17 protein-coding genes and 1 pseudogene are annotated in these 22,071 nt (G+C 63.4%); 4 read left to right on the top strand and 14 right to left on the bottom strand.

Annotation, left to right across the window (positions count from 1 at the left end):
• Nucleotides 1–208, top strand: a pseudogene (locus tag VSX56_RS14660) (transposase); the annotation flags it as partial.
• Between the two features lie 129 nt (nucleotides 209–337).
• Here the strand turns inward: VSX56_RS14660 and VSX56_RS14655 are convergent.
• The 9 genes from VSX56_RS14655 to VSX56_RS14615 form a co-directional block, all read right to left on the bottom strand.
• Nucleotides 338–1,264 carry a glutaminase gene (locus VSX56_RS14655; RefSeq protein WP_350938171.1) on the bottom strand — a complete coding sequence of 309 codons (927 nt, stop codon included), beginning with the start codon at nucleotides 1,262–1,264 and terminating at the stop codon, nucleotides 338–340.
• Nucleotides 1,254–2,162 carry a LysR family transcriptional regulator gene (locus VSX56_RS14650; protein ID WP_350938169.1) on the bottom strand — a complete coding sequence of 303 codons (909 nt, stop codon included), beginning with the start codon at nucleotides 2,160–2,162 and terminating at the stop codon, nucleotides 1,254–1,256. The genes VSX56_RS14655 and VSX56_RS14650 overlap by 11 nt, the downstream gene beginning before the upstream one ends.
• Nucleotides 2,163–2,187: 25 nt before the next feature.
• Nucleotides 2,188–3,588, bottom strand: coding sequence for a Glu/Leu/Phe/Val family dehydrogenase (locus VSX56_RS14645; protein ID WP_350938167.1), 1,401 nt, complete (start codon nucleotides 3,586–3,588; stop codon nucleotides 2,188–2,190).
• A gap of 153 nt (nucleotides 3,589–3,741) precedes the next feature.
• Entirely contained in the window at nucleotides 3,742–4,155 is a 414-nt protein-coding gene (locus tag VSX56_RS14640) for a RidA family protein (RefSeq protein WP_350938165.1), read from the bottom strand.
• Between the two features lie 56 nt (nucleotides 4,156–4,211).
• Nucleotides 4,212–4,598 (bottom strand): ester cyclase, encoded by a 387-nt coding sequence (locus tag VSX56_RS14635; RefSeq protein ID WP_339115544.1) that lies wholly within the window; start codon nucleotides 4,596–4,598, stop codon nucleotides 4,212–4,214.
• 222 nt (nucleotides 4,599–4,820) lie between these two features.
• Nucleotides 4,821–6,965: a methyl-accepting chemotaxis protein gene (locus tag VSX56_RS14630; RefSeq protein ID WP_350938163.1), complete on the bottom strand. Its 2,145-nt coding sequence runs from the start codon at nucleotides 6,963–6,965 to the stop codon at nucleotides 4,821–4,823.
• A 306-nt stretch (nucleotides 6,966–7,271) separates the two neighbouring features.
• Nucleotides 7,272–8,450 carry a CaiB/BaiF CoA transferase family protein gene (locus VSX56_RS14625; RefSeq protein ID WP_350938161.1) on the bottom strand — a complete coding sequence of 393 codons (1,179 nt, stop codon included), beginning with the start codon at nucleotides 8,448–8,450 and terminating at the stop codon, nucleotides 7,272–7,274.
• Nucleotides 8,451–8,459: 9 nt separating this feature from the next.
• A complete protein-coding gene (locus VSX56_RS14620) occupies nucleotides 8,460–9,656 on the bottom strand; it encodes an acyl-CoA dehydrogenase (protein ID WP_350938158.1) in 1,197 nt (398 codons plus the stop codon).
• A 116-nt stretch (nucleotides 9,657–9,772) separates the two neighbouring features.
• Complete coding sequence (locus VSX56_RS14615; RefSeq protein ID WP_350938156.1) at nucleotides 9,773–10,669, bottom strand: LysR family transcriptional regulator; 897 nt, start codon at nucleotides 10,667–10,669, stop codon at nucleotides 9,773–9,775.
• 234 nt (nucleotides 10,670–10,903) lie between these two features.
• Between VSX56_RS14615 and VSX56_RS14610 the strand changes: the two genes are divergently transcribed.
• From VSX56_RS14610 to VSX56_RS14600, 3 genes are read left to right on the top strand one after another with little or no spacing between them, the layout of a single operon-like run.
• The gene (locus VSX56_RS14610) at nucleotides 10,904–11,851 is read left to right on the top strand and encodes a TAXI family TRAP transporter solute-binding subunit (protein WP_339115549.1); all 948 of its coding nucleotides are present in this window, start codon (nucleotides 10,904–10,906) and stop codon (nucleotides 11,849–11,851) included.
• Nucleotides 11,852–11,908: 57 nt separating this feature from the next.
• A complete protein-coding gene (locus VSX56_RS14605) occupies nucleotides 11,909–14,005 on the top strand; it encodes a TRAP transporter permease (RefSeq protein WP_434096040.1) in 2,097 nt (698 codons plus the stop codon).
• Complete coding sequence (locus VSX56_RS14600) at nucleotides 14,002–14,373, top strand: DUF1850 domain-containing protein (RefSeq protein WP_350938154.1); 372 nt, start codon at nucleotides 14,002–14,004, stop codon at nucleotides 14,371–14,373. The genes VSX56_RS14605 and VSX56_RS14600 overlap by 4 nt, the downstream gene beginning before the upstream one ends.
• A 737-nt stretch (nucleotides 14,374–15,110) precedes the next feature.
• On the opposite strand, the gene VSX56_RS14595 is transcribed toward VSX56_RS14600, so the two are convergent.
• The 5 genes from VSX56_RS14595 to VSX56_RS14575 form a co-directional block, all read right to left on the bottom strand.
• Entirely contained in the window at nucleotides 15,111–18,215 is a 3,105-nt protein-coding gene (locus VSX56_RS14595) for a methyl-accepting chemotaxis protein (protein WP_350938152.1), read from the bottom strand.
• Between the two features lie 134 nt (nucleotides 18,216–18,349).
• On the bottom strand, nucleotides 18,350–19,303 hold the full coding sequence (locus tag VSX56_RS14590) for an ABC transporter substrate-binding protein (protein WP_349295037.1): 954 nt from the start codon (nucleotides 19,301–19,303) through the stop codon (nucleotides 18,350–18,352).
• A 9-nt stretch (nucleotides 19,304–19,312) separates the two neighbouring features.
• A complete protein-coding gene (locus tag VSX56_RS14585; protein WP_350938149.1) occupies nucleotides 19,313–20,083 on the bottom strand; it encodes an ABC transporter ATP-binding protein in 771 nt (256 codons plus the stop codon).
• On the bottom strand, nucleotides 20,074–21,066 hold the full coding sequence (locus tag VSX56_RS14580; protein WP_350938147.1) for an iron chelate uptake ABC transporter family permease subunit: 993 nt from the start codon (nucleotides 21,064–21,066) through the stop codon (nucleotides 20,074–20,076). Before VSX56_RS14580 ends, VSX56_RS14585 begins: the two co-directional genes overlap by 10 nt.
• Nucleotides 21,063–22,049 carry a FecCD family ABC transporter permease gene (locus VSX56_RS14575; protein ID WP_350938145.1) on the bottom strand — a complete coding sequence of 329 codons (987 nt, stop codon included), beginning with the start codon at nucleotides 22,047–22,049 and terminating at the stop codon, nucleotides 21,063–21,065. Before VSX56_RS14575 ends, VSX56_RS14580 begins: the two co-directional genes overlap by 4 nt.
• Nucleotides 22,050–22,071: the final 22 nt, after the last annotated feature.

Genomic DNA, 22,071 nt, shown 5'->3' with positions numbered 1-22,071 from the left:
GAGCGCCTAAACGGCGAGATCAAGCGCCGTACGGACGTGGTCGGGATCTTTCCTAATGAGGCTTCGATCCGCCGCCTCATAGGTCGCGATCCTGATGGAGCAGACCGAGGAATGGACCGTCCAGCGCGGTCGATACATGACACTGGAAACGCTGGCGCCAATCTGCGATGATGTCGTGGTCAGCTTGCCTGCAGCGCAGCGCGACTGATCAGCTCGGCCCGCCAGTCAGCACGAGGCCCGCTATGAGCTACACCATCAGCTGGGACACGATCGCTTTCCGCTAGAAACCGGGATCGCTGTGAACATCTCACCCCTGCTTCATTCCATCGTCGACCTCTTATCCGAAAACCGACCAGCCGGTGAAACGGGCGATCTGTTCGGCGGCGAATGTTCCCATATGGGAGTTGCCATAGAGGTTCAGCCCAGGCGACCAGACCGCGATCGAGGCCACTCCTGGCGCGATGACCAGAATGCCGCCGCCCACGCCGCTCTTGCCCGGCAGCCCTACGCGGAAGGCGAAATCGCCCGAGCCGTCATAATGGCCACAGGTCATCATCAAGGCATTGAGACGACGCGCTTTCTCGGGGGCAAGGATCGCGGGCGCCCGTGGCAGCTGCGCAATCATCCGCCCAGCCCGTGCAAGCTGCGTGGCCGTCATCTCGATGGCGCATTGGTGAAAGTAGGTGCCCAAGGTCATCTCGGGCGGGTTGGTCATATTATTGAAGGACTTCAGATAATTGGCGAGCGCGATATTGCGAAAACCGGTGCGCTCCTCCGAAAGCGCCACAGCGCGGTCGATATGGATATCCTCATCCCCCGCGGCCAGACGCAAGAAGGCCAGCACCTCGCTCAGCGCCTCGCGCGGGGCACGCCCTGCCAGAAGCGCATCGGTGGTCACTAGCGCGCCCGCATTGATGAACGGGTTGCGCGGGCGGCCCTTTTCCTGCTCGAGAAGCAGGATCGAGTCGAACCGCGTCCCCGAGGGCTCGCGCCCGACCCGTGTCCAGATTTGCTCGCCGCTGCGCCCGAGCACGCAAGCGAGCGTGAAGACCTTCGAGACGCTCTGGATCGAGAAGCGCGTATCGGCGGCTCCCGCTTGCAGCACCTGCCCGTCGGCCAGCGCGACAGCCACGCCGAATTGCGCAGGGGCCACCTTGGCCAGCTCGGGGATATAATCGGCCACCTCGCCCCAATCGGCGCGGGCACGGATATCGGCATCCAGATCGGTCAGAAAGGACTGAAGCTCTGCCGCATCAATGTCCATTACGGATTTCCTCCTTGAGGGCCGCCCAGAGCGCCTCGACCTCGGGAGCCAGTTTCCGGATCGGGCGATAGGCGCAGATCTCCACATCGAGCGCCCATTCCGGTCCACCGATCGGGCCGATGACCCGCGCCGCCGCATCATCGACCGCGCTGACCGGCAGCCAGCCGACCCCGTGGCCCTCCATGATGATCTCCTTGAGGACGTCCGACATATCGCATTGCACGCTGATCCTGTAGGCCGGATCGACGGGCGCGCGTTCGAGCACATGCTCGAAGAGCCGCATGAAATAGGCCTTGTGCGAATAGGCGATCAGCGGGAACGGCGCTTTCTCGGTGCCCGGAAAGCCGAAGGCCTCGCGTTTGTGCCGGTTGAGGACGGCATAGGGCAGGAAGCGGTCGCGCCGCACCACCAGCCGCTCTTGCGCATCGGTATGGATGGGGCTCGGAAGCGCGGGATTGTCATGGCACAGCAGGATATCGGCATCCCCCGCCATATAACGCGCGGTGACATCCTGCGTATTGCCGACGATGACGGAGAAGGAGCACTTGACCCGCCCCTTGAGCATCTTCAGCACCCGCTTGAAATCCGATCGCGCAAGGCAGTTGGGCGTGGCGATACGCACCTGCGACATCAGCGCGAACTGGCTCGAGCGGATCTTGGCGCGCGCCCCCAGAAGCCGCTCGACCGAAGCCGCGGCCTCGGCGCGGAAATCCTCGCCCGCATCGGTCAGCCTGACCGGCACCGCCCCCTTGACGATAAGGGCAGTGCCGACCCAATGTTCGAGCGACTGGATCCGCCGGCTGAAAGCGGCCTGCGAGACATTGCGGAACTCCGCCGCGCGGGTGAAATTGCGCATCTCGACGAGGGCAAGGAAGTCCTCGAGCCAGCGTATATCCATTCACGTCATCCGTTCCAGCGGCCCGTCACAGGCCAATCGCGCGATAGTAATCCGCAATCCGCGCAATGGAAACGGCATAGGCGGCGGTGCGCAGATTGACTTGGGGCATACGGGCATGCTGCGCCGCGATCTCGCCGAAGGCCCGCGTCATGATCTCCTCGAGGCCCGAGCGCACGAGGTCGATCTCTTGCGTGTCACGCGCGATGGAGGCACGCAGATCATCGGTCATCGACCGCCCCGACATCTGCTCGAGCGCGCTCACCATCGACATGCCGGTGGCGATCTGCTGGCGGCGTTCCATCAGGCCGAAGGGGATATGGGTGATGTTCTTGACCCATTCGAAATAGCTCACCACAACCCCGCCCGCATTGACGAAGAGATCGGGCAGGATGCGGATACCGCGCGCCCCCAGCACCTCTTCGGCGGCGGCGGTCACCGGACCATTGGCCGCCTCGACGATCAGCTGGTAGTCGATTTCGTTGCAATTGCCTTCGGTGATCGCGGCCTCCTTGGCGGCGGGGATCAGGATATCGGCGGCCATATGGGTCAGGCCCTCGGCGCTCGGCACCGTCTCGGCGCCCGCAAACCCGCCAATCGAGCCTGTCGCGCGGCGATGAGCGGCCACCGCCTCGATATCGAGGCCCTTCGGATCGAAGATCGCCACATCATGCTCGACGATCCCCACGATCCGCGCGCCATCCTCGGCCAGGAACTTGGCGCTGTGATAGCCCACATTGCCAAAACCCTGCACCACCACCGAGAGCCCCCTGATCTGTTTTTGCCCAGAAACCGCCGGCATGTCGGGATGGGCAAGATAGGCGCGCACGGCATATTGCACCCCGCGGCCCGTGGCCTCCACCCGCCCCTCGATCCCGCCGCGCGCGACCGGCTTTCCGGTCACACAGGCGCTGACATTGATCGCATCGGCACGGCCGGTCTTGCGATATTCATCGGCGATCCATGCCATCTCGCGCTCGCCCGTGCCCATATCGGGCGCAGGCACGTTACGGCCCGGATGGATGAGGTCGCGGCGGGCGAGCTCTTGCGTGAAGCGGCGGGTGATACGCTCGAGTTCATCCTCGGTCCAGTCCGACGGGTTGATCTGCAGCGCGCCCTTGGAGCCGCCGAACGGCACATTGACCAGCGCGCATTTCAGGCTCATCAGCGCCGCCAACGCCTCGACCTCGTCCATCGTTGCATCAGGCGCATAGCGGATACCGCCCTTGGCCGGCTCGATATGCTCGCTATGCACCGAACGCCAGCCCTCGAAGCTGTAGATCCGCCCGCGCAGCTTGACCCCGAAACGCACGGCGTAGGTCGAGTTGCACTGGGTGATGCGCTCGGCCAGACCGTCGGTCAGGTCCAGATGCGGCGTGGTATTACCGATGAAACGTTCGATATTGGCAAAGAATTTTTGATCCGACATGGGTGTATCCGGTGTCCTGTGACTGGCCTCTCCGCCCCTCGCGGGCGGTCGATGACCCCACCAAGCTCCGCCTCGTGCCGGATGTCTAATGCGTATCCTGCATGGCCTATGCGTGAAGAGCATCGGTCATAACGTTTCCGTTCCCGAAGCGGCTCATTCACGCAAAGCGGCAACGGCCTTGATCTCGATCTTCAGCTCGGGTCGGCTCAGGCCGGAGATGCCGATGATCGACCAAGCGGGGAACGGGCTTTTGATGAAGCGCTGCTTGACCTCAATGAACGCCGGCAATGTGTCCGCGATATCCACATGATAACTGGTAACATCGACGAGGTCGGCAAACCCGAAGCCCGCGATCCGTAACAGCTCGCCGATCCTTTGCAGGGCGCATTCGGTCTGGCCCGCGATGTCCGCGGGGACGCTGCCATCGGGCCGGACACCTACCTGTCCCGAGATGAACAGGAACCCGCCGGATCTGACCGCAGGCGAAAACCCGTATGTCTCGAAAGCCGCGCGATAGTTTGCGAACATCTCGTTGTCTTCGGGAATGTGTAGAACGTCTGTCGTCATGCCGGTGTCCTCGATCTGTCAGGGATGGTGCGCGCGGGAGGCCCTCCCGCGCTGTGTCATATCTGTGCGGCGATGGCGGCCTTGTCGATCAGCGACCAGACCTTCTGGATCCGGCCATCGTGAAATTCGTAAAAGACATGCTCGTCGAAGCGCACCTGCTTTCCATTCACTGCCAGCCCGAAGAGATCCCCCACCGGAGAGCAGTCAAAGGCGAGCCGGACAGCGATCACGGGTGGGTCGCAGACGAGCGCGGCGATCGTGAACTGAAGGTCGGGGATCGCGCGAACATCCGCAGCGAGCATCCCTGCATAGCCCTCCAGCCCGATGCGGGTTCCGTTATAGATCACGTCCTTGCCAACAAACTGGTGGAGATCCTGCCAGTCCCGCCCGTTCAGGCACGCGATATAGGCCCGATAGGCCACCATGATCTCTTCTCGTGTCATCTCCCCCCGCATGCGTCGTTTTTCGGCAGCTAGCCCGTGGGCCTGTGAGGGCAAGTAGAAGCTGGGGTGGGCTTTTGCCTGCCCCCCTTCCGATAGCCAGATCCCCTCGGACAGCATCATGCACGAGCACCGCATGAACAAGGCGATCCGGTCCCCGAAGCGAAAAGCGCGGGGATAATGGCGCGGCTGTTGCGACGGCCGCGCCCCTGTGCCCCTGCACCGTCAGGCGACGCGGCGGTGCTCCTCGGACAGGCGGAACTGGCCGACCAGCCCTGCCAGATCATGAGCCTGCCGGTTCAACGCGGTGCAGGCGGCGGTGGTTTCCTCGAAGGCTGCGGCATTGCGCTGCTGGGCGCGATCGAGCTGGTTGACTGCGGTATTGATCTCGCCAATGGTCGAGGACTGCTCATCTGCCGACGCCGCGATATCCCCGACATTGACCGAGACGACCTTGATGCTCTCGAGTATGTCACGCAGGGCTTCGCCGGTCTGGCTGACAAGCGTCACGCCGTTGGTCACCTGATCGCCTGATTTCATGATCAGATCGTTTATCTCGCGGGCCGCATTGGCCGAGCGCTGCGCCAGTTCGCGCACCTCGGAGGCCACCACCGCAAAGCCCCGTCCGGCATCGCCCGCACGGGCGGCTTCCACACCGGCATTCAGGGCCAGAAGGTTGGTCTGGAACGCGATGTCGTCGATAACATCGATGATTTTAGACACCTGCGAGGACGAGGCGCTGATCTGTTCCATCGCGAGGACCGTATTCTCGACCACCGACATCGAGGCGCTGGCCTTTTGCGAGACATCGCGCACCAATCCGTCGGCATGATGCGAGCTCTCGGCCGCCGAGCGCACGGACACCGTCAGTTCGTTGAGCGCTGCAGCGGTCTGCTCCAGCGTGGCGGCGCTCGTCTCGGTCTGTTGGGACAGATCGCTCGTCGCGCGGGCGATCTCGTGCGATCCGCCATTGATCTCCTGTGTCGCATGGCTGATCGAGGAGACCAGCTCGGTCAGATGCCGGACCGTGTCATTGAAATCGATCCGCAGCGGGTCGTAGATCTCGGCAAAGCGCTCCTGAAGGGTGACATCGAGATTGCCCTTGGAGAGGGCACGCAGCCCGCCTGCCAGACTATCCACGACCTGCGACAATTCCCGTGCACGGGCGGATTTCTCCGCTTCGGCGCGCTCACGCGCTTCGCGGGTTTCCGCCTCGGCACGGGCTTCGGCTTCGGCCTGCGCAAGACGAAGGGCCTCGGCTTCTTCCCGCTGGCGCGCCTCTTCCGCGAGCCGCGCCTGTTGGGCCGCCTCGGCCTCCTCGCGCATGCGGGCCTGCTCGGCCTCCAGCTCCGTTTTCTCGATCAGACCCAGTCGCAGGGTCTCGACCGAACGTGCCATCGCGCCGATCTCGTCGCGCCCGCGCGTGCCCGGAACCGGTGCGCTATAGTGCCCCGCCGCCAGATCATCGACCGAGGCCAGCATCCCGGCAAGCGGCCGGCGCACCAGACGCGATGCGGCCGCGCCGATCACTCCCAACGCCAGAAGCAAGATAAGTGCCCCACCCAATGCGGCAGACAGCAGCTGGCTGATCACCGGCGCCGCGAAGACGGCCTTGGGCACATCGAGGATGGTCGCCCAAGTCCGGTTCATCCCCGGGGCGGTAAAAGGCATGACAAGGCGGGTGCGCCCGTCCTCGAACCCCGTGATGACACGCGGCTGGCCATCCGAGAGTGCATCGCGGACAAGGTCACTGCCCGGCGCGTCATAGACCGACATCAGCTGGCTCTCGTCCTCGCCAACCACCCATTTGGCACCGGCATCGACCAGCATCATCCGGCCGCCCTCGAAGGTCTTCATCTGGCGTAGAAGCGCATCCAGCTTGCCCAAGGTGATATCGACACCCGCCACCCCGATCGTCCGGCCATCATGATGGACCGGCACGGCAATCGACGTCATCAGAGTTCCATCCACAGCCCTGTAGGGTTCTGTTGCAATGGGGCGGTTCTCCTCGACCGGCGCCTTGAACCATTCCGCATCCGTATCGACGGGGAAGGTGATCAGATCGACCGTGCCCTGTTCGTTTTTCGTCCAGTAGGGGGTGAAGATCCCCGCCTCGTTTCGGCCTTTGTCGCCTGTCACGAACGCATCTGTCGACCCGTCCGGCATCCCCGACATCCAAGAGGAATAGAGGTTTTCATATTGTAGCGAGACGTCCTGCAGCATGTCGATCACCTGCGTCGTCTCGCCCCCGCCATGGTCGAAATAGCCCTCGAGCAGCCCCGAGAGGGCTGTCGCTGCGGAGGTCGCCTGCGTGAGGGAGCCTCCGACCTGCTCTGCCGCCCATGCGGCTTTATGGATTGCAAGATCCATCACCTGACTTTTGACGCGTGCGGAGGTCTGCCAGCCATTGAAGGCGGTATATGCCAACAAAATAGCGGAGATAGCAGCCCCCGCTGCCAACAGGAGCTTACCAGATACGGTCCGGAACTTATCTCTCATTTCACTCTCAAATACATAGTCGCCTTGCTCATGATTAAGAGCGCAAAGTCGAATAAAGTATGAAGATCAGGTACACGGAAGACAGTCTTCATCTAAAGTTTGAGATATATGAGCCCTTGTCTCCTGTCAGATTGAGACAGGACGGTGGAGCGGCTACCGGTTAGGGCGAGGCGGATCTTATTTGCTGTCTTCCGAAACCTCCGTCAGCCCACCCCCGAACGCCCCGTCGCCCGCCCCGAGCTTCGGGGCCGCATGGCTCAATGAGAGCGTGCTGCGCGAGAAGCAGATGGGCGTGCGCAGGCCCGCTATGCCCTCGGGCGCAATCCGCATTCCCCGCTGGAGGATCTGCGGCTCATCAAGCGCCTCCGGCACGCTGTTGATCGGGCCAGCAGGCACGCCGGCCCCTTCGAGAGCCGAGATCCAGTGCGCTTTCTCCGCCTGTGCCGTTCGATCCGCGATCAGCGCACAGAGCGTCTCGCGATGCGCCACCCTCTGGGCATTGCTGCCATAGCGCGGGTCGGTCCCGAGCGGCCCGAGATCGAGCGCTCGGCAGAGCGCGGCGAATTGCCGGTCATTGCCACAGGCAATGATCAGATGCCCGTCGGATGCGGGAAAGACCTGATAGGGCACGATATTGGGATGGGCATTGCCAAGCCGTGTGGGCGTGACGCCTCCAAGGAGAAAATTCGTCGCCTGATTGGCCAGAACCCCTATGCCGCAATCGAGAAGCGACAAATCGACATGCTGGCCAAGCCCCGAGCGCGCGCGCTCGGCCAGCGCCGCCTGAATGCCGATCACGCCATAAAGGCCTGTAAAGATATCGATCCAAGCCACCCCTACCTTTTGCGGCTCGCCCTCGGGCGCGCCGGTCAGGTCCATGATCCCGCACATGCCCTGAACGAGGAAATCATATCCGGGCTGCGCCGCGCGTGGTCCGGTCTGGCCAAACCCCGTTATCGAGGCATAGACGAGGCGCGGGTTCATCGCGCTCAGGCTGGGATAATCAAGCCCGAATTTCGCAAGCCCGCCAACCTTGAAGTTCTCGATCAGCACATCGGCCCCAGCGATCAGCGCCTTGAGCCGCGCCAGATCCCCCGCATCGGTAAAATCGCAGGTGACCGAGCGCTTGCCACGGTTGGCGGCATGGAAATAGGCCGCCGTCACTTCGGTGCCCCCTGCCCCGTCGGGCCGCTCCACAAAGGGCGGGCCCCAGCGGCGGGTGTCATCGCCTTCGGGCGCCTCGACCTTGATCACCTCCGCGCCCAGATCGGCAAGCGTCTGGCCGATCCACGGACCGGCCAGAATCCGCGCCAGTTCGACGACCTTGAGCCCCTTGAGTGGCGCATCCTGTGGCATGACGCCCCCTCAGCTGAAGGCCTGAAGACCGGTGATCGCCCGCCCGAGGATGAGGGCATGCACGTCATGCGTTCCCTCATAGGTATTCACCGTCTCGAGATTCTGGGCGTGGCGCATCACATGATAGCCGATCTGGATACCGTTGCCGCCATGCATGTCGCGGGCCATACGGGCGATATCCAGCGCCTTGCCGCAATTATTGCGTTTGATCAGCGAGATCATCTCGGGGGCAAAACGGCCCTCGTCGAACAGCTGGCCTACACGCAGGCAAGACTGAAGCCCCAGTGTGATCTCGCTGTGCATATCAGCGAGTTTTTTCTGGTAGAGCTGGGTCGCGGCGAGCGGGCGGCCGAACTGGTGCCGGTCGAGCCCGTATTGGCGCGCGCAGATGAAACAGTCCTCGGCTGCGCCCATCACCCCCCATGCAATGCCGTAGCGCGCACGGTTGAGGCAGCCAAACGGCCCGCCCATCCCCTCGACCCCCGGAAGGAGTGCTTCCTCGCCCACCTCCACATTCTCCATCACGATCTCGCCGGTGATCGAGGCGCGCAGGCTCAGCTTGCCCGCGATCTTGGGGGCCGAGAGGCCCTTCATGCCTTTTTCGAGAATAAAGCCGCGCACCTTGCCGCCATGGGCCTCGGATTTGGCCCAGACCACGAAGATATCGGCGATCGGACTGTTCGAGATCCACATCTTGGAGCCGGTGAGCCGGTAGCCGCCCTCGGTCCTGATGGCGCGGGTCTTCATGCCTGCCGGGTCCGATCCCGCATCGGGTTCGGTCAGGCCGAAACAGCCGATCATCGTGCCGGCGGCGAGGTGCGGCAGGTATTTGCGCTTCTGCGCTTCAGAACCATAGGCAAGGATCGGAAACATCACGAGCGAGGATTGCACCGACATCATCGAGCGATAGCCACTATCGATGCGCTCCACCTCGCGGGCCACAAGCCCGTAGGCCACATAGGAGGCCCCCACGCCGCCATATTCCTCAGGCACCGTGACCCCCAGAAGTCCGCTTTCGCCCATCTCGCGGAAGATCTCGGGATCGGTGTGCTCGTCCAGATAGGCCTGTTCCACGCGGGGCGCCAGACGGTCCTGACAGAAGGCCCGTGCGGCCGCGCTGATCATCCGTTCCTCCTCACCCAGCTGTTCGTCGAAGAGGAACGGATCGGACCAGTTATAGGGAATACCCTTGTGGGAAGCGGCCATGAGATGTCTCCGGATGGAAGCAAGAAGGAACGTCCGGAGGAGGCTAGCAGGCGGTCTGTTGCTGGCAAAACGGAATTTGCGCATATATCCATGCAGGCACTGCATGATAATATCTCTCAAAGAGAGCTGAGCCATGCGCGGAAAGCTGTAAGCGGCGGAGTTTCGTTGCGGCTTTCGGGCCAAGTCAGCCAATAGGCGCCCCGGACCGGAACCGCCGGTTTCAGGACCGCTTCGAGCCGCCCGCTCTCGATCTCGGCGCGCGCCAGATAGTCGGGCAAAAGTGCAACCCCCAGCCCCGAGATCGCGGCCTGGATCATCATCGAGAACTGGTCCATCAGCATTCCCTCGCCTTCCTGCGGGGCGGCGCCCTGCGCCATGAACCAGTCCGCCCACGCATGGGGTCGCGATTCGAGTTTGAGAAGCGGCAGGCGGCCAAGATCTTCGGCCCGCACGAGGGGGTGCCGCGCGGCAAATTCGGGCGAGACACAGGCCGTCATTCTTTCGTCCAGAAGCTTCAGACAGCGCGTGCCCGCCCCTTCGGGCGAACCGAAATAAATAGCTGCATCAAAGGCTTCCCCTGCAAAGTCCACGCGCCCTATCCGCGTGGAAAGATTGACCGATATGCCGGGATGCGCGGCGAGAAACTCGCCCAGACGCGGCCCGAGCCAGCGGGTCGCGAAGGTCGGCAGCACCGCCAGTGACAGCGTGCCGCCATGCGGATTGGCCACCACCGCCATACTGGCACGTTCGAGGATATCGAGTACGCGCGCGACATCCTTATGATAGGCCAGCGCCACGGCATTGGGGATCAGGCGGCGTCTTTCGCGGGTGAACAATTCCTTGCCGAGCTGCTCCTCGAGCGAGAAGACAAGCCGGCTGACCGAGCTTTGCGTCAGGTTCAGCTCTTCTGCGGCATGGGTTACGCTCCGGTGGCGCAGGACCGCATCAAAGGCGGTCAGGGTTTTCAGGGAGGGAAGAAACCGCCGCCGTCGCATATCATTCCACTTTTGCATGACTGTCGTGCAAAAGAGTGACGCCATTGACGCTGCGCTGTCAACTCCGCGCGTCACCGGCCACAGGCCGCCTTGCGGGCGCCCCGGCACAGATATGCCACAAGCCTGGAAGAATTAGTTTGCCAAGGAACGGCCATAGCCACTTGCCCCGCGCGGATCGCTTGCCCATAGTTCCTCCATTCGCGGCATCACGGGAGGGTGCTCTGTTGCGGATATGTCTTTGGGAGGACCATCATGATCAAGACCTTCGGGCTCGGCGCGCTGATCGCCGGGAGCCTCGCTATTTCCGCGCCTGCCGTTATGGCCACGGAATTCATCAATGTGCTGACGGGCGGCACCTCGGGCGTCTATTATCCGCTTGGCGTGGCCATGGCCGATATCTACGCCAAGAACATCCCCGACGCGCGCGCGCAGGTGCAATCGACCAAAGCCTCGGTCGAGAACCTGAACCTGCTGCAGCAGGGCCGCGGCGAGATCGGCTTCGCGCTCGGCGATTCCGTGAAGGATGCCTATGACGGCAATGCCGATGTCGGCTTTGACAAGCCGCTCGACAAGCTGCGCGCCATCGCGGCGATCTATCCCAACTATATCCAGATCGCCGCAGCGGCGGAGGCCGGCGCGATCACGGTCAAGGATCTGGCTGGCAAATCCGTGTCGGTGGGCGCGGCCAAATCGGGCACGGAGGTCAATGCCCGCAAGATCCTCGGCGCGCTTGGCATGAGCTATGACGATCTTGGCAAGGTAGAGTATCTGCCCTTCGCGGAATCGGTAGAACTGATGAAGAACCGCCAGCTTGACGCGACCCTGCAAAGCTCGGGTCTCGGCTCGGCGGCGCTCAAGGATCTGTCTTCGACGCAGGATGTGACCTATGTCTCGATCCCCGCCGAGGTGGCCGATACGCTTGGGGCGCCCTATGCGGCAGGTGTGATCCCCGCAGGCACCTATCCGGGTCAGGACGCGGATATTCCGACGCTGGCGATCACCAATATTCTCGTCACCAGCACCAATGTGTCGGACGAGTTGGCCTATCAGATGACCAAGCTGCTGTTCGAGAATCTCGACCAGCTCAAGGCCGCGCATGCCGCAGCCGGTGGCATCGACATCCAGAACGCCATCAAGAACTCCCCGATCCCGCTGCATCCGGGCGCCGAGAAATACTACAGGGAACAGGGCCTGCTCTAAGCGGACCCTTGCGGCGGTCCGACACCTGTCGGGCTGTCCGCAGGACGGGAGGACAACATGACCGGACATATGACGGCCGAACAGGGCCGGGCCGAAGCTATGGCCGAATTGCATAACCCGCTGGCGTCTCGCTTTCCGCCGGGGCGGACGGGACGTTTCCTCTTCTGGTTGGCGGTGGCCTTCTCGCTCTACCAGATCTCCATCGCGGCCCATATCATCGACCTGCCGAGCCAGGTGATGCGGGCGGTGCATGTGGGCTTCCTGATGGCGCTCGGATTTCCGCTTCTGGCGCTCGGGCGCGGCTGGGGCGCGCCGCTTCGCGGGCTCTGCTGGGCCCTTGCCGCAGCCGGTGTTGCGGTCGCAGCCTATCAATGGGTCGAATATACGCCACTCCTCATGCGCGCGGGCGATCCCCTGCCCGCCGATCTCGTCTTCGGCTGCATGGCGGTGCTTACCGTTTTCATTGCCGCATGGATGCTGATGGGACCGGCCCTTCCGGTCATTTGCGGGCTCTTTCTGGCCTATGCGTTGTTCGGCCAGCATCTGCCTTCGCCCTTCAACCATCGCGGCTATGCCTTCGAGCAGGTGGTCGAGCAGATCGCCTATGGCACCGAAGGGATCTACGGCATCCCCACCTATGTCTCTGCGACTTATATCTTCCTTTTCATCCTCTTTGGTTCGTTCCTTGAAAAAGCGGGCATGATCAAACTCTTCACCGATGTCTCTCTGGGGCTGGTTGGCCACAGGATGGGAGGCGCGGCCAAGGTCTCGGTGCTGTCCTCGGGGCTCATGGGCACGATCTCGGGCTCGGGCGTTGCCAATGTGGTGACCACTGGCCAGTTCACCATCCCGCTGATGAAGCGCTTCGGCTACCGTGCGGCCTTTGCCGGAGGCGTCGAGGCCACCGCCTCGATGGGCGGGCAGATCATGCCACCGGTCATGGGCGCTGTGGCCTTCATCATGGCCGAGACGCTCGGCGTGCAATATGTCGAGGTCGTCAAGGCCGCACTGGTCCCCGCCATCCTCTATTTCGCAGGGGCGTTCTGGATGGTCCATCTGGAGGCCGGTAAGCGCGACCTGCGCGGCCTCTCGCCCGAGGAGATGCCCTCGGCCCGCAAGGCGCTGAAAGAGGGCTGGTATCTGATCCTTCCACTCGCCGTTCTGGTGTGGCTGCTCTTCTCGGGCTACACGCCGTTATTTGCGGGCACCATCGGGCTTGCGCTGACCGGCATGCTGATCCTCGGCGCGGCCATCGCCATGGGCATGGGGTCAACGGGGATCCGGGTGATTTTCTGGATCGTGCTCGGGCTTGCGGCCTCAGCCTTCTTCAGCTTCGGGATCCATGCGCTCCTGCTGGTGCTGGCGGTGCTGATCGCGGCCTGCGCGGCCTTCAAGGGCGGGCGCGAAACGCTGGCGGTCTGCCGCGACAGCCTCGCCGACGGGGCCAAGACCGCCCTGCCCGTTGGCATCGCCTGTGCGCTGGTCGGGGTTATCATCGGGGTGATGACCCTGACGGGGGCGGCCAATACGTTCGGCCAGTTCATCGTTTCGGTCGGCCAGAACAGCCTCTTTCTCAGCCTCGTGCTGACCATGATCACCTGCATCATCCTCGGCATGGGCATCCCTACGATCCCCAATTACATCATCACCTCCTCGATCGCCGGCCCCGCGCTTCTCGATCTGGGCGTGCCGCTGATCGTGAGCCATATGTTCGTCTTCTATTTCGGCATTCTGGCCGATCTGACGCCGCCGGTCGCGCTGGCCTGCTTTGCCGCCTCGCCGATTGCCAAGGAAAGCGGGCTGAAGATCAGCTTCGAGTCGATCAAGGTGGCGGCTGCGGGCTTTGTGGTGCCGTTCATGGCCGTCTATACGCCCGCGCTGATGCTGCAGGATGGCGGTGCGCTGGCGGGAACCATCGGCTACTGGCCCGCGGTCGCCTATATCGTGCTCAAGGCGCTGATCGCGCTGGCGCTCTGGGGGGCCTGCGTTATCGGCTGGCTGGGGCGGCCGCTGGCGCTCTGGGAGCGGCTGATCGCGGTGGCTGCGGCCTTCACACTCGTGGCGTCGCTGCCGGTCACCGACGAGCTGGGCTTCGCCCTTGCAGCGGTGTTCGGGCTTTTTGTCTGGCGGCGCAAGGCTCCGGTCTCGGCATGAGCGGCTGTGTGATGGCGGGGGCGATGATGATCGCCCTTGGCTCCGGCGGCAGCTTTACGCTGGAATGGACCCATTCGGTCGAGCGCGAGGACTGGCGCGAGACTTGGGAGATCACCGCGGACGACCGCCTGCATCTGACAAAGGCGGCGGTCAAAGGCTCGGGCGCCGGCATGGAACCGGGCGATGGAGGGCATTTCGAGGAGGGCTGGTGGGTCTGGACGCCCGATCTGCCACCGGTGCCCGCGCTGGTCCTTGCCGCCTCCGGCAAGACCCCCTCGGCATGGCGGCTATGCGGCGCCGGATGTGTGGATCTCGGCGCCTTCTCCGGCCAACCTGTGCAGGTTGTCCCCTGTTCCAGAGCAGGGTAATACCGGTCCGCCCTGCTGCCGCATTTGGGCCGGAGCTGCTGCGGCCCGGTCTGATCGTGGGGGGGCAATCGCCAGCAAAGGTCTGGCCAAACACCTCCTCTCGCCAGGCTGGCCCGCGGGATCGGTGTCCCGCGCGAGGTCCGGGCCGACCCGTCGCTCTTTTGCTGCAAGCGTGCTTGGCGAGATCATCGGGTGCCGCCGTCGCAACTCTCCGGATTATCGATCAACGCAAATTCGAAACGTCGTTCCGTTACGCACCCCCCCGCGCGCCCCGTGACGTGGGGGGCTACACGGGCGGCCCGACTGCTCGAGGCTTTGGATGACGTTAGGGTGAATATCGAAGATATTGGCGGCATGTCCCATGCGGCGAATGGCGCGCAGTGAGCCCCAGCGCGGGCTCATCATGATCCGGCATGCGCAAGCCCACCTTCCGAAAAGTTTAAGCCTTCATGGGAAGTGCTGGCTGTCGAGTGATCCCTCTCATCCTCCGCTCTTCGATAAAAATCCATAAATCGCGCATCGCGACAGATGGCCGGAAGCCCGATATTTCCGCTTTTGCGCCGACATATCTCGAGTTCTGGCATGATACCGCCGGAGCGCTTGTGCTTCTATCCCGCCTTGATGCAGGGCACGGGACGCTTCCGGCTGGGGGCGGCCATCACGTGGACCGGTCATAGGTGCTCCGTTTCTTCTCGGTTCGTAATGGTGCAGAGGACCTTGCCGATCTCGCCACCGGACTAGAACTCATCCCAACCGTCAGCCATCTTGACGGATGCTGCAGCTGCGCGACGGGCTTTGGCAGGCCGGACCTGTCGGGGAACTGTCGGGACGGGTTCACGATGTGTGGCATCTACCGGTTTAGGCTGCTGCATCACTCCCCCGGCGGCGGTTTTCGGGCCGGCTTTGAACATCGCGATCGTCTGGGACAGAGTTTCGGTCTCTTGTGTCAGCGCATGGGTTGCGGCGGTTGTTTCCTCGAACCGTGCGGCATTTTCCTGTGTGACCTGATCCAGCTGGTTGACCGCCTCGTTCACCTCGGCGAGCCCTACCGATTGTTCGCCCGAAGATGTTGCGATGGCACTTACATTGACGCTGATCTCCGCCACGCTCGACACGATTTTCTCCAGAGCGGCCCCCGCCTGCGAGACAAGTTCGACACCACGTTTCACCTGTAGCTCCGAAGACGAGATCAAGCCTTTGATATCCCGCGCGGCCTCCGACGATCTTTGCGCCAGTGCCCGGACTTCCGAGGCCACCACCGCAAAACCTCGACCGGCATCACCTGCCCGCGCAGCCTCGACCCCGGCATTCAGCGCGAGGAGGTTTGTCTGGAACGCGATATCGTCGATCATTCCGGTGATCTTGTTGATCTGCTCGGACGAGTGCTCGATCTCGCCCATCGCCTCGACCGCCTCCTGCACCACGGCGCCGGATTTCTCGGCATGATCGCGCGCGCCCTCAACCAGTTGGCTGGTGTGCTTTGCCCCCTCGGCCGAAGACCGGACCGAGATCGTCAGCTCGTCGAGCGCCGTGGCGGTCTCTTCGAGCGTTGCCGCTTGCCGTTCGCTGCGTTGCGAAAGATCATTCGCCGCCGAATAGATCTCGGCCGCATCGCCGGTGATGCGGACCGAATTTTCGCGCACGACCTGCATGGCGGTTTCCAGCTTGCGCAGCGCCTCGTTAAAATCCGAACGCAGTCCCTCGTATTCCATATCGAAAGACTGCTCTATACGGGTGGTTAGATCGCCATCCGCAAGCGTTTTCAACCCGTTACGGAGTGCATGGACGACATTCTCCTGTGCCGCCTGCATCTGCGCCCGCGCGGCCGTCGCCTGCGTCAGGGCATGCCGGGCCTCTGTGATATCCTTGCCGATCAACATCAGACGCATGATATTCCCGGTCTCGTCCTGCACCGGCGCAAATATCCCCTCGATCAGGACCGATTTACCATTGGGTCCGGGCGGACCGGGGAAGACATCGAGCACCGGCTCGCCTGACTGTAGCTTCCGGTAGACCTCTGCAAGCTCCGGCGCGGCGTCCTGCAATCGCGGCATGGCGGGTATATCCGCCTCGGTTATGCCATAGGATCGCAACATTTGCGCGTTGCCTGATGTCAGCACACCATCGGGAGAAAAACTGGCTACGACCTGGCTTTTGTCCAGCGCGCCCAGAACTGCGGCATTCAGATAGGACTCTGTCACATCCGCCCATTCGACAATGAACCCGATCGTCTCGCCTTGCCCGTCCTCGACAGTCGACAGCTTGACCTGCAAACGGCTCTCGCCCAACTTTACTTGCAGCTGGCATGGGAGTTGCGATGGATCCGAAAGCGCGGCCAGAACGGTCTTGCGCTCCTCTTCCGAGAAAAATATCCCGATCGGCGTGCCGATAATGTCGTCGGGGTCGAACGCGTCCCCATGCCCGGCGATGGCTCCTGCCGAGCGCCGCAGCAGGTTGTGGATCTCGGCATTGGCAAAAAACACCTTGAGATCATGATCGACGACCATCATGGCCGATGCGGAGGCCTGAAACGCGGCACTGCGATACCGGTTCTCCACATTGGCCGCTTGCGCCGCTGCAAGCTCCGTGCGGAACTGCTCGAGCGCGCAGGCCATCTTGCCGATCTCGTCGCCGCGTCGGGTATCGGGGACTTGGGTCGCATAATTCCCCAAGCTGATCGCCTGCATCGCGGTGGAGGCACGGCCAAGTGGTCTGGTCACGCTACGGGAGACGAGCATGGCCACGACCACCGAGACAAGCAATACGCACAGCACGAGGATGAGCTGGATCTTCTCCGCGTAGCGCTGGGTTGCCAGAACCTCGTCCGCGCCCTTCTCGACAACAATTGCCCATGTCTGCCCAAAGACCTGCACGGGGGTAAAGGCGATAAAGGCCGGATGACCATCGAGCGCTCCGCTCTCGATCGCGCCCGTCTGGCCCGCCAACGCATCCTGAACCGGAATGCTATCGACCCGGCGCGTCAGCAATGCAGGTGTATCCGAGAACCGCAGCTCCGAGCGCAATATCCCGTCAGGCGCGACGATATAGGCCTGCCCCGTCTCCTCCAACCCGTTGGGATTATTTACAATTGCTTCGATCTGATCCGTCGGAAGCTGGTATATGATGGCACCGAGCCTGTTTCCGCCCGGATCGATGACCGGAGAGCCGATAAAAGCGGCAGGCATCCCGTTCGAGGGGGCGTAGAAGGAATAATCCGAGAACGCAACGCTGCCCTGTTCGAGATCTCTCGCGGCACGGAACACTTCCGCAAGCCCCGTCTCGCTATAGGGCCCGCTTTCGAGGTTTGTGGCAAAATCGGTTTCTTTTGCAACGGAATAGATGACATTCCCTTGCATATCGACCAGGAAAACATCGTAATAGCCATAGACCTCGATCATCGAGCGGAAACCGGGATGATGGAGCTCGTGAAGTCCGGAATAGCTGAAATCATTCACCCGCTCGGTGGGTGTATCGAGCTTGTCACGCTCACCCGCCGGATAGGGATTATCGGTTACGAAAGCCTTGGTCAGGATCTGCGCCGGATCCATCTCCTCGTTCGCGGCCATCATTCCCCAGACCATACTGAAATCCGTCAGGCTCAGCGTGGTCTCGTTCGCCGCGGCAGCTGTGGCAATATCCAGCGCTGCCCGGTCGAAAAACACCTCGAGACGGTTGGCACGGTCTTTTACATCCGCGGTCAACCGCTCTGTCGCCTCGTCCCCCAATCTTTGAAGAACGATCTGCCCCGTAAGCACTGAGACAAAGGAAACCGATAGTAACACGAGCGCCATTATGATGAGTGGCAGCTTGACCGATATACTCAGATTCCTCGTCAACGACATAGCATTCCTCCAAATGCACGCACGCGCCTCCCGAAAGCGCTGCAGTCCTCTCTATATGTCACCTGTAAAGAATCGGTATCGAGCAGATAGAGCAGGGCGGCCGGGCGGAGCCGCCGGACAAGGAGGATTTGCCTTCAAGGCCCCGGGTCGCGCTGCCTTGTGGCCGCCTGCAAAAGCGGTTCCAGCCGATCGAGCGCATAGGGTATGGAGAGCGGCGTCATGAACGAGAGCGCCGCTGCCAGATCCGGATCGGCCCAGATCGCGCGCCCGTCGCGGGCCAGACGTGTCGCACGGTAGAGCGGCATCTGCCGGATCGCGTCCGCACTTGCCGGATCCACCAGCCACAGCACCACATCACGATCGAACAGATCGATACGCTCGCGGCTCACCGAGAACTGGCCGGTCGACTGTGCCAGCGCGTCGAAAACAGGCGGCTGCACGAAGCCGAGCTGCTGGAGAAGGGCATTCGCGCCCGATCGCCCGTCATAGCCCACAAAATGGTCGGAGGCATAGAAACCGGTCGTGGCCTGCTGCCCACGGAAGGCGGGATTGGCCTGCGCCATGCGGCTGATCCGGTTTTCGATCCGCGCGATCACCGCCTCCGCCTGCGGCTCGCGCGCTGTAGCTCGCGCGATCAGACGCAGTTCGTCGGTCCATGGCACGCTCCACACATCCTCGCCCGCAGGCCCCGTGATGACCGGCGCGATCTGCGACAGCGCGTGATAGAGCGAGGGGCTCAGGTTATAGAAACTTGCGATGATCAGGTCGGGTTTCTGGGCATAGACCCATTCGATATCGATTTCGTAGCCATATTGCACCGCAGGCCGCCCGCCAAGCGCGCGGCGCGGCTCATCGGCCCAGACCCAGCTGGCATAGGGCTTGTTGCCGAACCATTCATGCACGCCCACCGGCGCGATCCCCAGCGCATAGAGAAAATCCTGCTCGTGATAGCCGATCGTCACGATGCGCTCGGGGGCGTGATCGATGCGGGTGACGCCGAGCCTGTGGGTCACCTCGCGCGGATAGTCCTGCGCCTGCCCGCATAGGGGCAGCAGGCAGATCAGCACGGTCAGGACAAGACGGAGCATAACCACCTCTCAATAGGGCAGGACAAGGGGCGTGCCATGGCGCGGATCGGGGATCACATCCGCTTCAAGATCGAAGACGCGCTTCAGCGTGTCGGGGGTGATTACCTCCGCCGCAGGCCCTTCGGCCACAAGCTTTCCCGCGCGCAAAGCCACGATATGATCGGCAAAACGGGCCGCGAGCGAGATATCATGCAGGCTCATCACCACCGAGCGTCCCTCGGCACGGTTGAGCGCCTGCACCAGTTTCAGCACTTCCAGCTGATGGGGCAGATCGAGCCATGTGGTCGGCTCGTCAAAAAGCTGCCAGCCTGTATCCTGCGCCAGCACCATCGCGATCCAGACCCGCTGGCGCTGCCCGCCCGAGAGCGCCTCGACCGGCCTGTCGCGCAGCGCGACAATATCGGTGGCCTCCATGGCACGGGCAATCACCGCCTGATCGCGCGGACCAAGCGGGCGGAACGGCCTGAGCCACGGCAGACGACCGCGCGCGACCAGCTCCCCCACGCGCAGCCCCTCGGGCGCAAGCGGGGCCTGCGGCAAAAGCCCCAGTCGCCGAGCAAGAGCCTTGGGCGGCAGTGACGCCAGATCATCGCCCTCGATCCTCACACGTCCCCGCTCGGGCCGCAAATGGCCGCCGATCGCGCGCAACAACGTGGATTTCCCGCAGCCATTGGGGCCGATGATCGCGGTGACGCAGCCCTTGGGCAGCGTCAGGTCGATCCCGTAGAGCACCCGGTGCCGCTCATAGGAAATGGCAAGATTTTCGACAGTTATGCCCATGCTCCGTCTCCTTTCCGGCCGGATCGCCCGACCAGCACCACCAGAAGCGGCGCGCCCAAGATGCCTGTGAACACCCCCGCAGGCATCAGAGCCCAAGGGGCCGTGGCGGTGACCATCAGATCGGCTACGACCAGAACCAGCGCGCCGCACAGCGCCGCCCCTGCCAGATCGGGGCCGCTCGTGCGCACGCCCATCTGCCGCGAGAGCGCACGGGACAGAGGTCCGGCCATCAGCCCGACAAAGCCCACCGGCCCCACAACGGCGACCGCCGAGGCCACCGCTATGGCGGCGATCAGAAGCACCCCCAGCCGTGCAGGTGCGACCCTGAGCCCCAGCGCACGCGCCAGCTCGTCACCCATTTCAAGGCGCAAAAGAACGCCGCGCGCCCAGAGCGCTGCCCCGCACAGCGGCAGCACCACAGCCCAGACAAGTGCGGTGCGGGCCCAGTAGCTGCCGTTGAGCGATCCGGTCATCCACAAGATCGCATCTCCCGCCAGCCGGTCGTCGGCCTGCGCCACCAGAAGTCCCGTGAGACCGCCCAGCGTCAGCGTGAGCCCGACGCCTGTGAGGATCAGGCGGCTCAGGCCACAGGCCCGCCCAGCCAGAACCACAAGCCCCAGCAATCCGCCAAACGCCCCTGCTCCCGCACCGAGCGTCACCGCCATCCCCTGCGCCCCTGCCAGAATGACCAGCACCGCCCCGAATGTGGCGCCTGCCGTCACCCCCAACATCTCGGGCGCGGCCAACGGGTTACGAAAGAGCGACTGGCAGAGCGCCCCCGAGAGGCCCAGTGCCATACCCGCCCCGATCGCAAGCATGACCCGCGGCAGGCGGAGATCAATCAGCAGCACCCACATCTCCCCCGCGGGCCCCGCCGCCAGAATGGCCCACAGATCGCCGAGCGAGAACAGGAACCGCCCCAGCGAGAGATCCGCCAGCGCCAGCCCTAGAAGCGCCAGCGAAAGAACCGCCTTCGCCCTCATCGCGCGAGCCTCCCGATCAGCAGGAGGAAACAGGGTCCACCCGCCAGCGCGAGGATCAGACCGGTCTGGATCTCGGCGGGCCGGACCAGCACCCGCCCCAGCGTGTCGCAGGCCAGCAGCACCGCCCCGCCCAGCGGGACCGCCACCAGCACGCCCGCCATGACCTGCGGCCCCACCAACCGGCGCACCAGATGCGGCACCACCAGCCCGATAAAGCCTACCGGTCCGATCATTGCCACCGAGGCCCCCGACAGAAGGGCTACGGCCCCAAGACCCAGCAGCAGGACAGGCCCTGCCCGCACGCCCACGGCCCGTGCCCCCGCATGTCCAAGCGCCAGCGCATCGAGCTTGCGTGACAGCAAAAGCGCCAGCCCCACACCTGCGACCACTGGCCAGCACAGGACATTGAACCGCTCGGGATCGGCGCCCCCCAACGAGCCGATGGTCCAGAAGCGGAACTGGTCGCGTGTGCCCTGATCAAGCAGCACGATGGCCGAGACAAGCGCCAGCGCCAGCGCCGAAACAGCCACCCCTGCAAGGGTCAGCCGCAAGATCGCGGCCCTGTCCGCCGCCTTGCCGCCACCGATGGCAAAGACAAGAAGCGCCGCCAGCCCCGCCCCTGCCATGGCCACAAGCCCCAGCGCGACCGGCCCGCCCGCCACTCCCGCCCACAGACACAGCACCACCGCCAGAGACGCGCCGCCATTGACGCCCAAAAGCCCCGGATCGGCCAGCGGATTGCGGCTGATCTGTTGCATCAGCAGCCCTGCAACGGCGAGCGCGGCGCCACAGGTGAACCCTGTCAGCGTCCGCCCCAGACGCAGCCCCTGCACGATAAGATCGGCGGGGCGCGCGGGATCAAAATCGGTCAGGGTGCGCCAGATATCGGCCACGGGAATGACACGCGCTCCCAGCGACAGCGAGAGCGCGGCCACGATCAGGACCGCGCAAAGGGAAAAAAGGAGAGGTAAGACAGAACGCATGGCGATATCCGCTACGGCGTCC

Origin of the sequence: Thioclava kandeliae, assembly GCF_040297545.1 — a bacterium.
Classification (GTDB): domain Bacteria; phylum Pseudomonadota; class Alphaproteobacteria; order Rhodobacterales; family Rhodobacteraceae; genus Thioclava; species Thioclava kandeliae.
This window is presented reverse-complemented; position numbering and strand designations above follow the sequence as displayed.

Coding starts and splice junctions, on each gene's coding strand:
- VSX56_RS14595 (WP_350938152.1), bottom strand. CDS start 18,215: ATGTCGTTGACGAGGAATCTGAGTATATCGGTCAAGCTGCCACTCATC.
- VSX56_RS14580 (WP_350938147.1), bottom strand. CDS start 21,066: ATGAGGGCGAAGGCGGTTCTTTCGCTGGCGCTTCTAGGGCTGGCGCTG.
- VSX56_RS14610 (WP_339115549.1), top strand. CDS start 10,904: ATGATCAAGACCTTCGGGCTCGGCGCGCTGATCGCCGGGAGCCTCGCT.
- VSX56_RS14625 (WP_350938161.1), bottom strand. CDS start 8,450: ATGCCACAGGATGCGCCACTCAAGGGGCTCAAGGTCGTCGAACTGGCG.
- VSX56_RS14615 (WP_350938156.1), bottom strand. CDS start 10,669: ATGCAAAAGTGGAATGATATGCGACGGCGGCGGTTTCTTCCCTCCCTG.
- VSX56_RS14630 (WP_350938163.1), bottom strand. CDS start 6,965: ATGGATCTTGCAATCCATAAAGCCGCATGGGCGGCAGAGCAGGTCGGA.
- VSX56_RS14605 (WP_434096040.1), top strand. CDS start 11,909: ATGACCGGACATATGACGGCCGAACAGGGCCGGGCCGAAGCTATGGCC.
- VSX56_RS14635 (WP_339115544.1), bottom strand. CDS start 4,598: ATGACACGAGAAGAGATCATGGTGGCCTATCGGGCCTATATCGCGTGC.
- VSX56_RS14575 (WP_350938145.1), bottom strand. CDS start 22,049: ATGCGTTCTGTCTTACCTCTCCTTTTTTCCCTTTGCGCGGTCCTGATC.
- VSX56_RS14620 (WP_350938158.1), bottom strand. CDS start 9,656: ATGGCCGCTTCCCACAAGGGTATTCCCTATAACTGGTCCGATCCGTTC.
- VSX56_RS14640 (WP_350938165.1), bottom strand. CDS start 4,155: ATGACGACAGACGTTCTACACATTCCCGAAGACAACGAGATGTTCGCA.
- VSX56_RS14645 (WP_350938167.1), bottom strand. CDS start 3,588: ATGTCGGATCAAAAATTCTTTGCCAATATCGAACGTTTCATCGGTAAT.
- VSX56_RS14585 (WP_350938149.1), bottom strand. CDS start 20,083: ATGGGCATAACTGTCGAAAATCTTGCCATTTCCTATGAGCGGCACCGG.
- VSX56_RS14655 (WP_350938171.1), bottom strand. CDS start 1,264: ATGGACATTGATGCGGCAGAGCTTCAGTCCTTTCTGACCGATCTGGAT.
- VSX56_RS14600 (WP_350938154.1), top strand. CDS start 14,002: ATGAGCGGCTGTGTGATGGCGGGGGCGATGATGATCGCCCTTGGCTCC.
- VSX56_RS14650 (WP_350938169.1), bottom strand. CDS start 2,162: ATGGATATACGCTGGCTCGAGGACTTCCTTGCCCTCGTCGAGATGCGC.
- VSX56_RS14590 (WP_349295037.1), bottom strand. CDS start 19,303: ATGCTCCGTCTTGTCCTGACCGTGCTGATCTGCCTGCTGCCCCTATGC.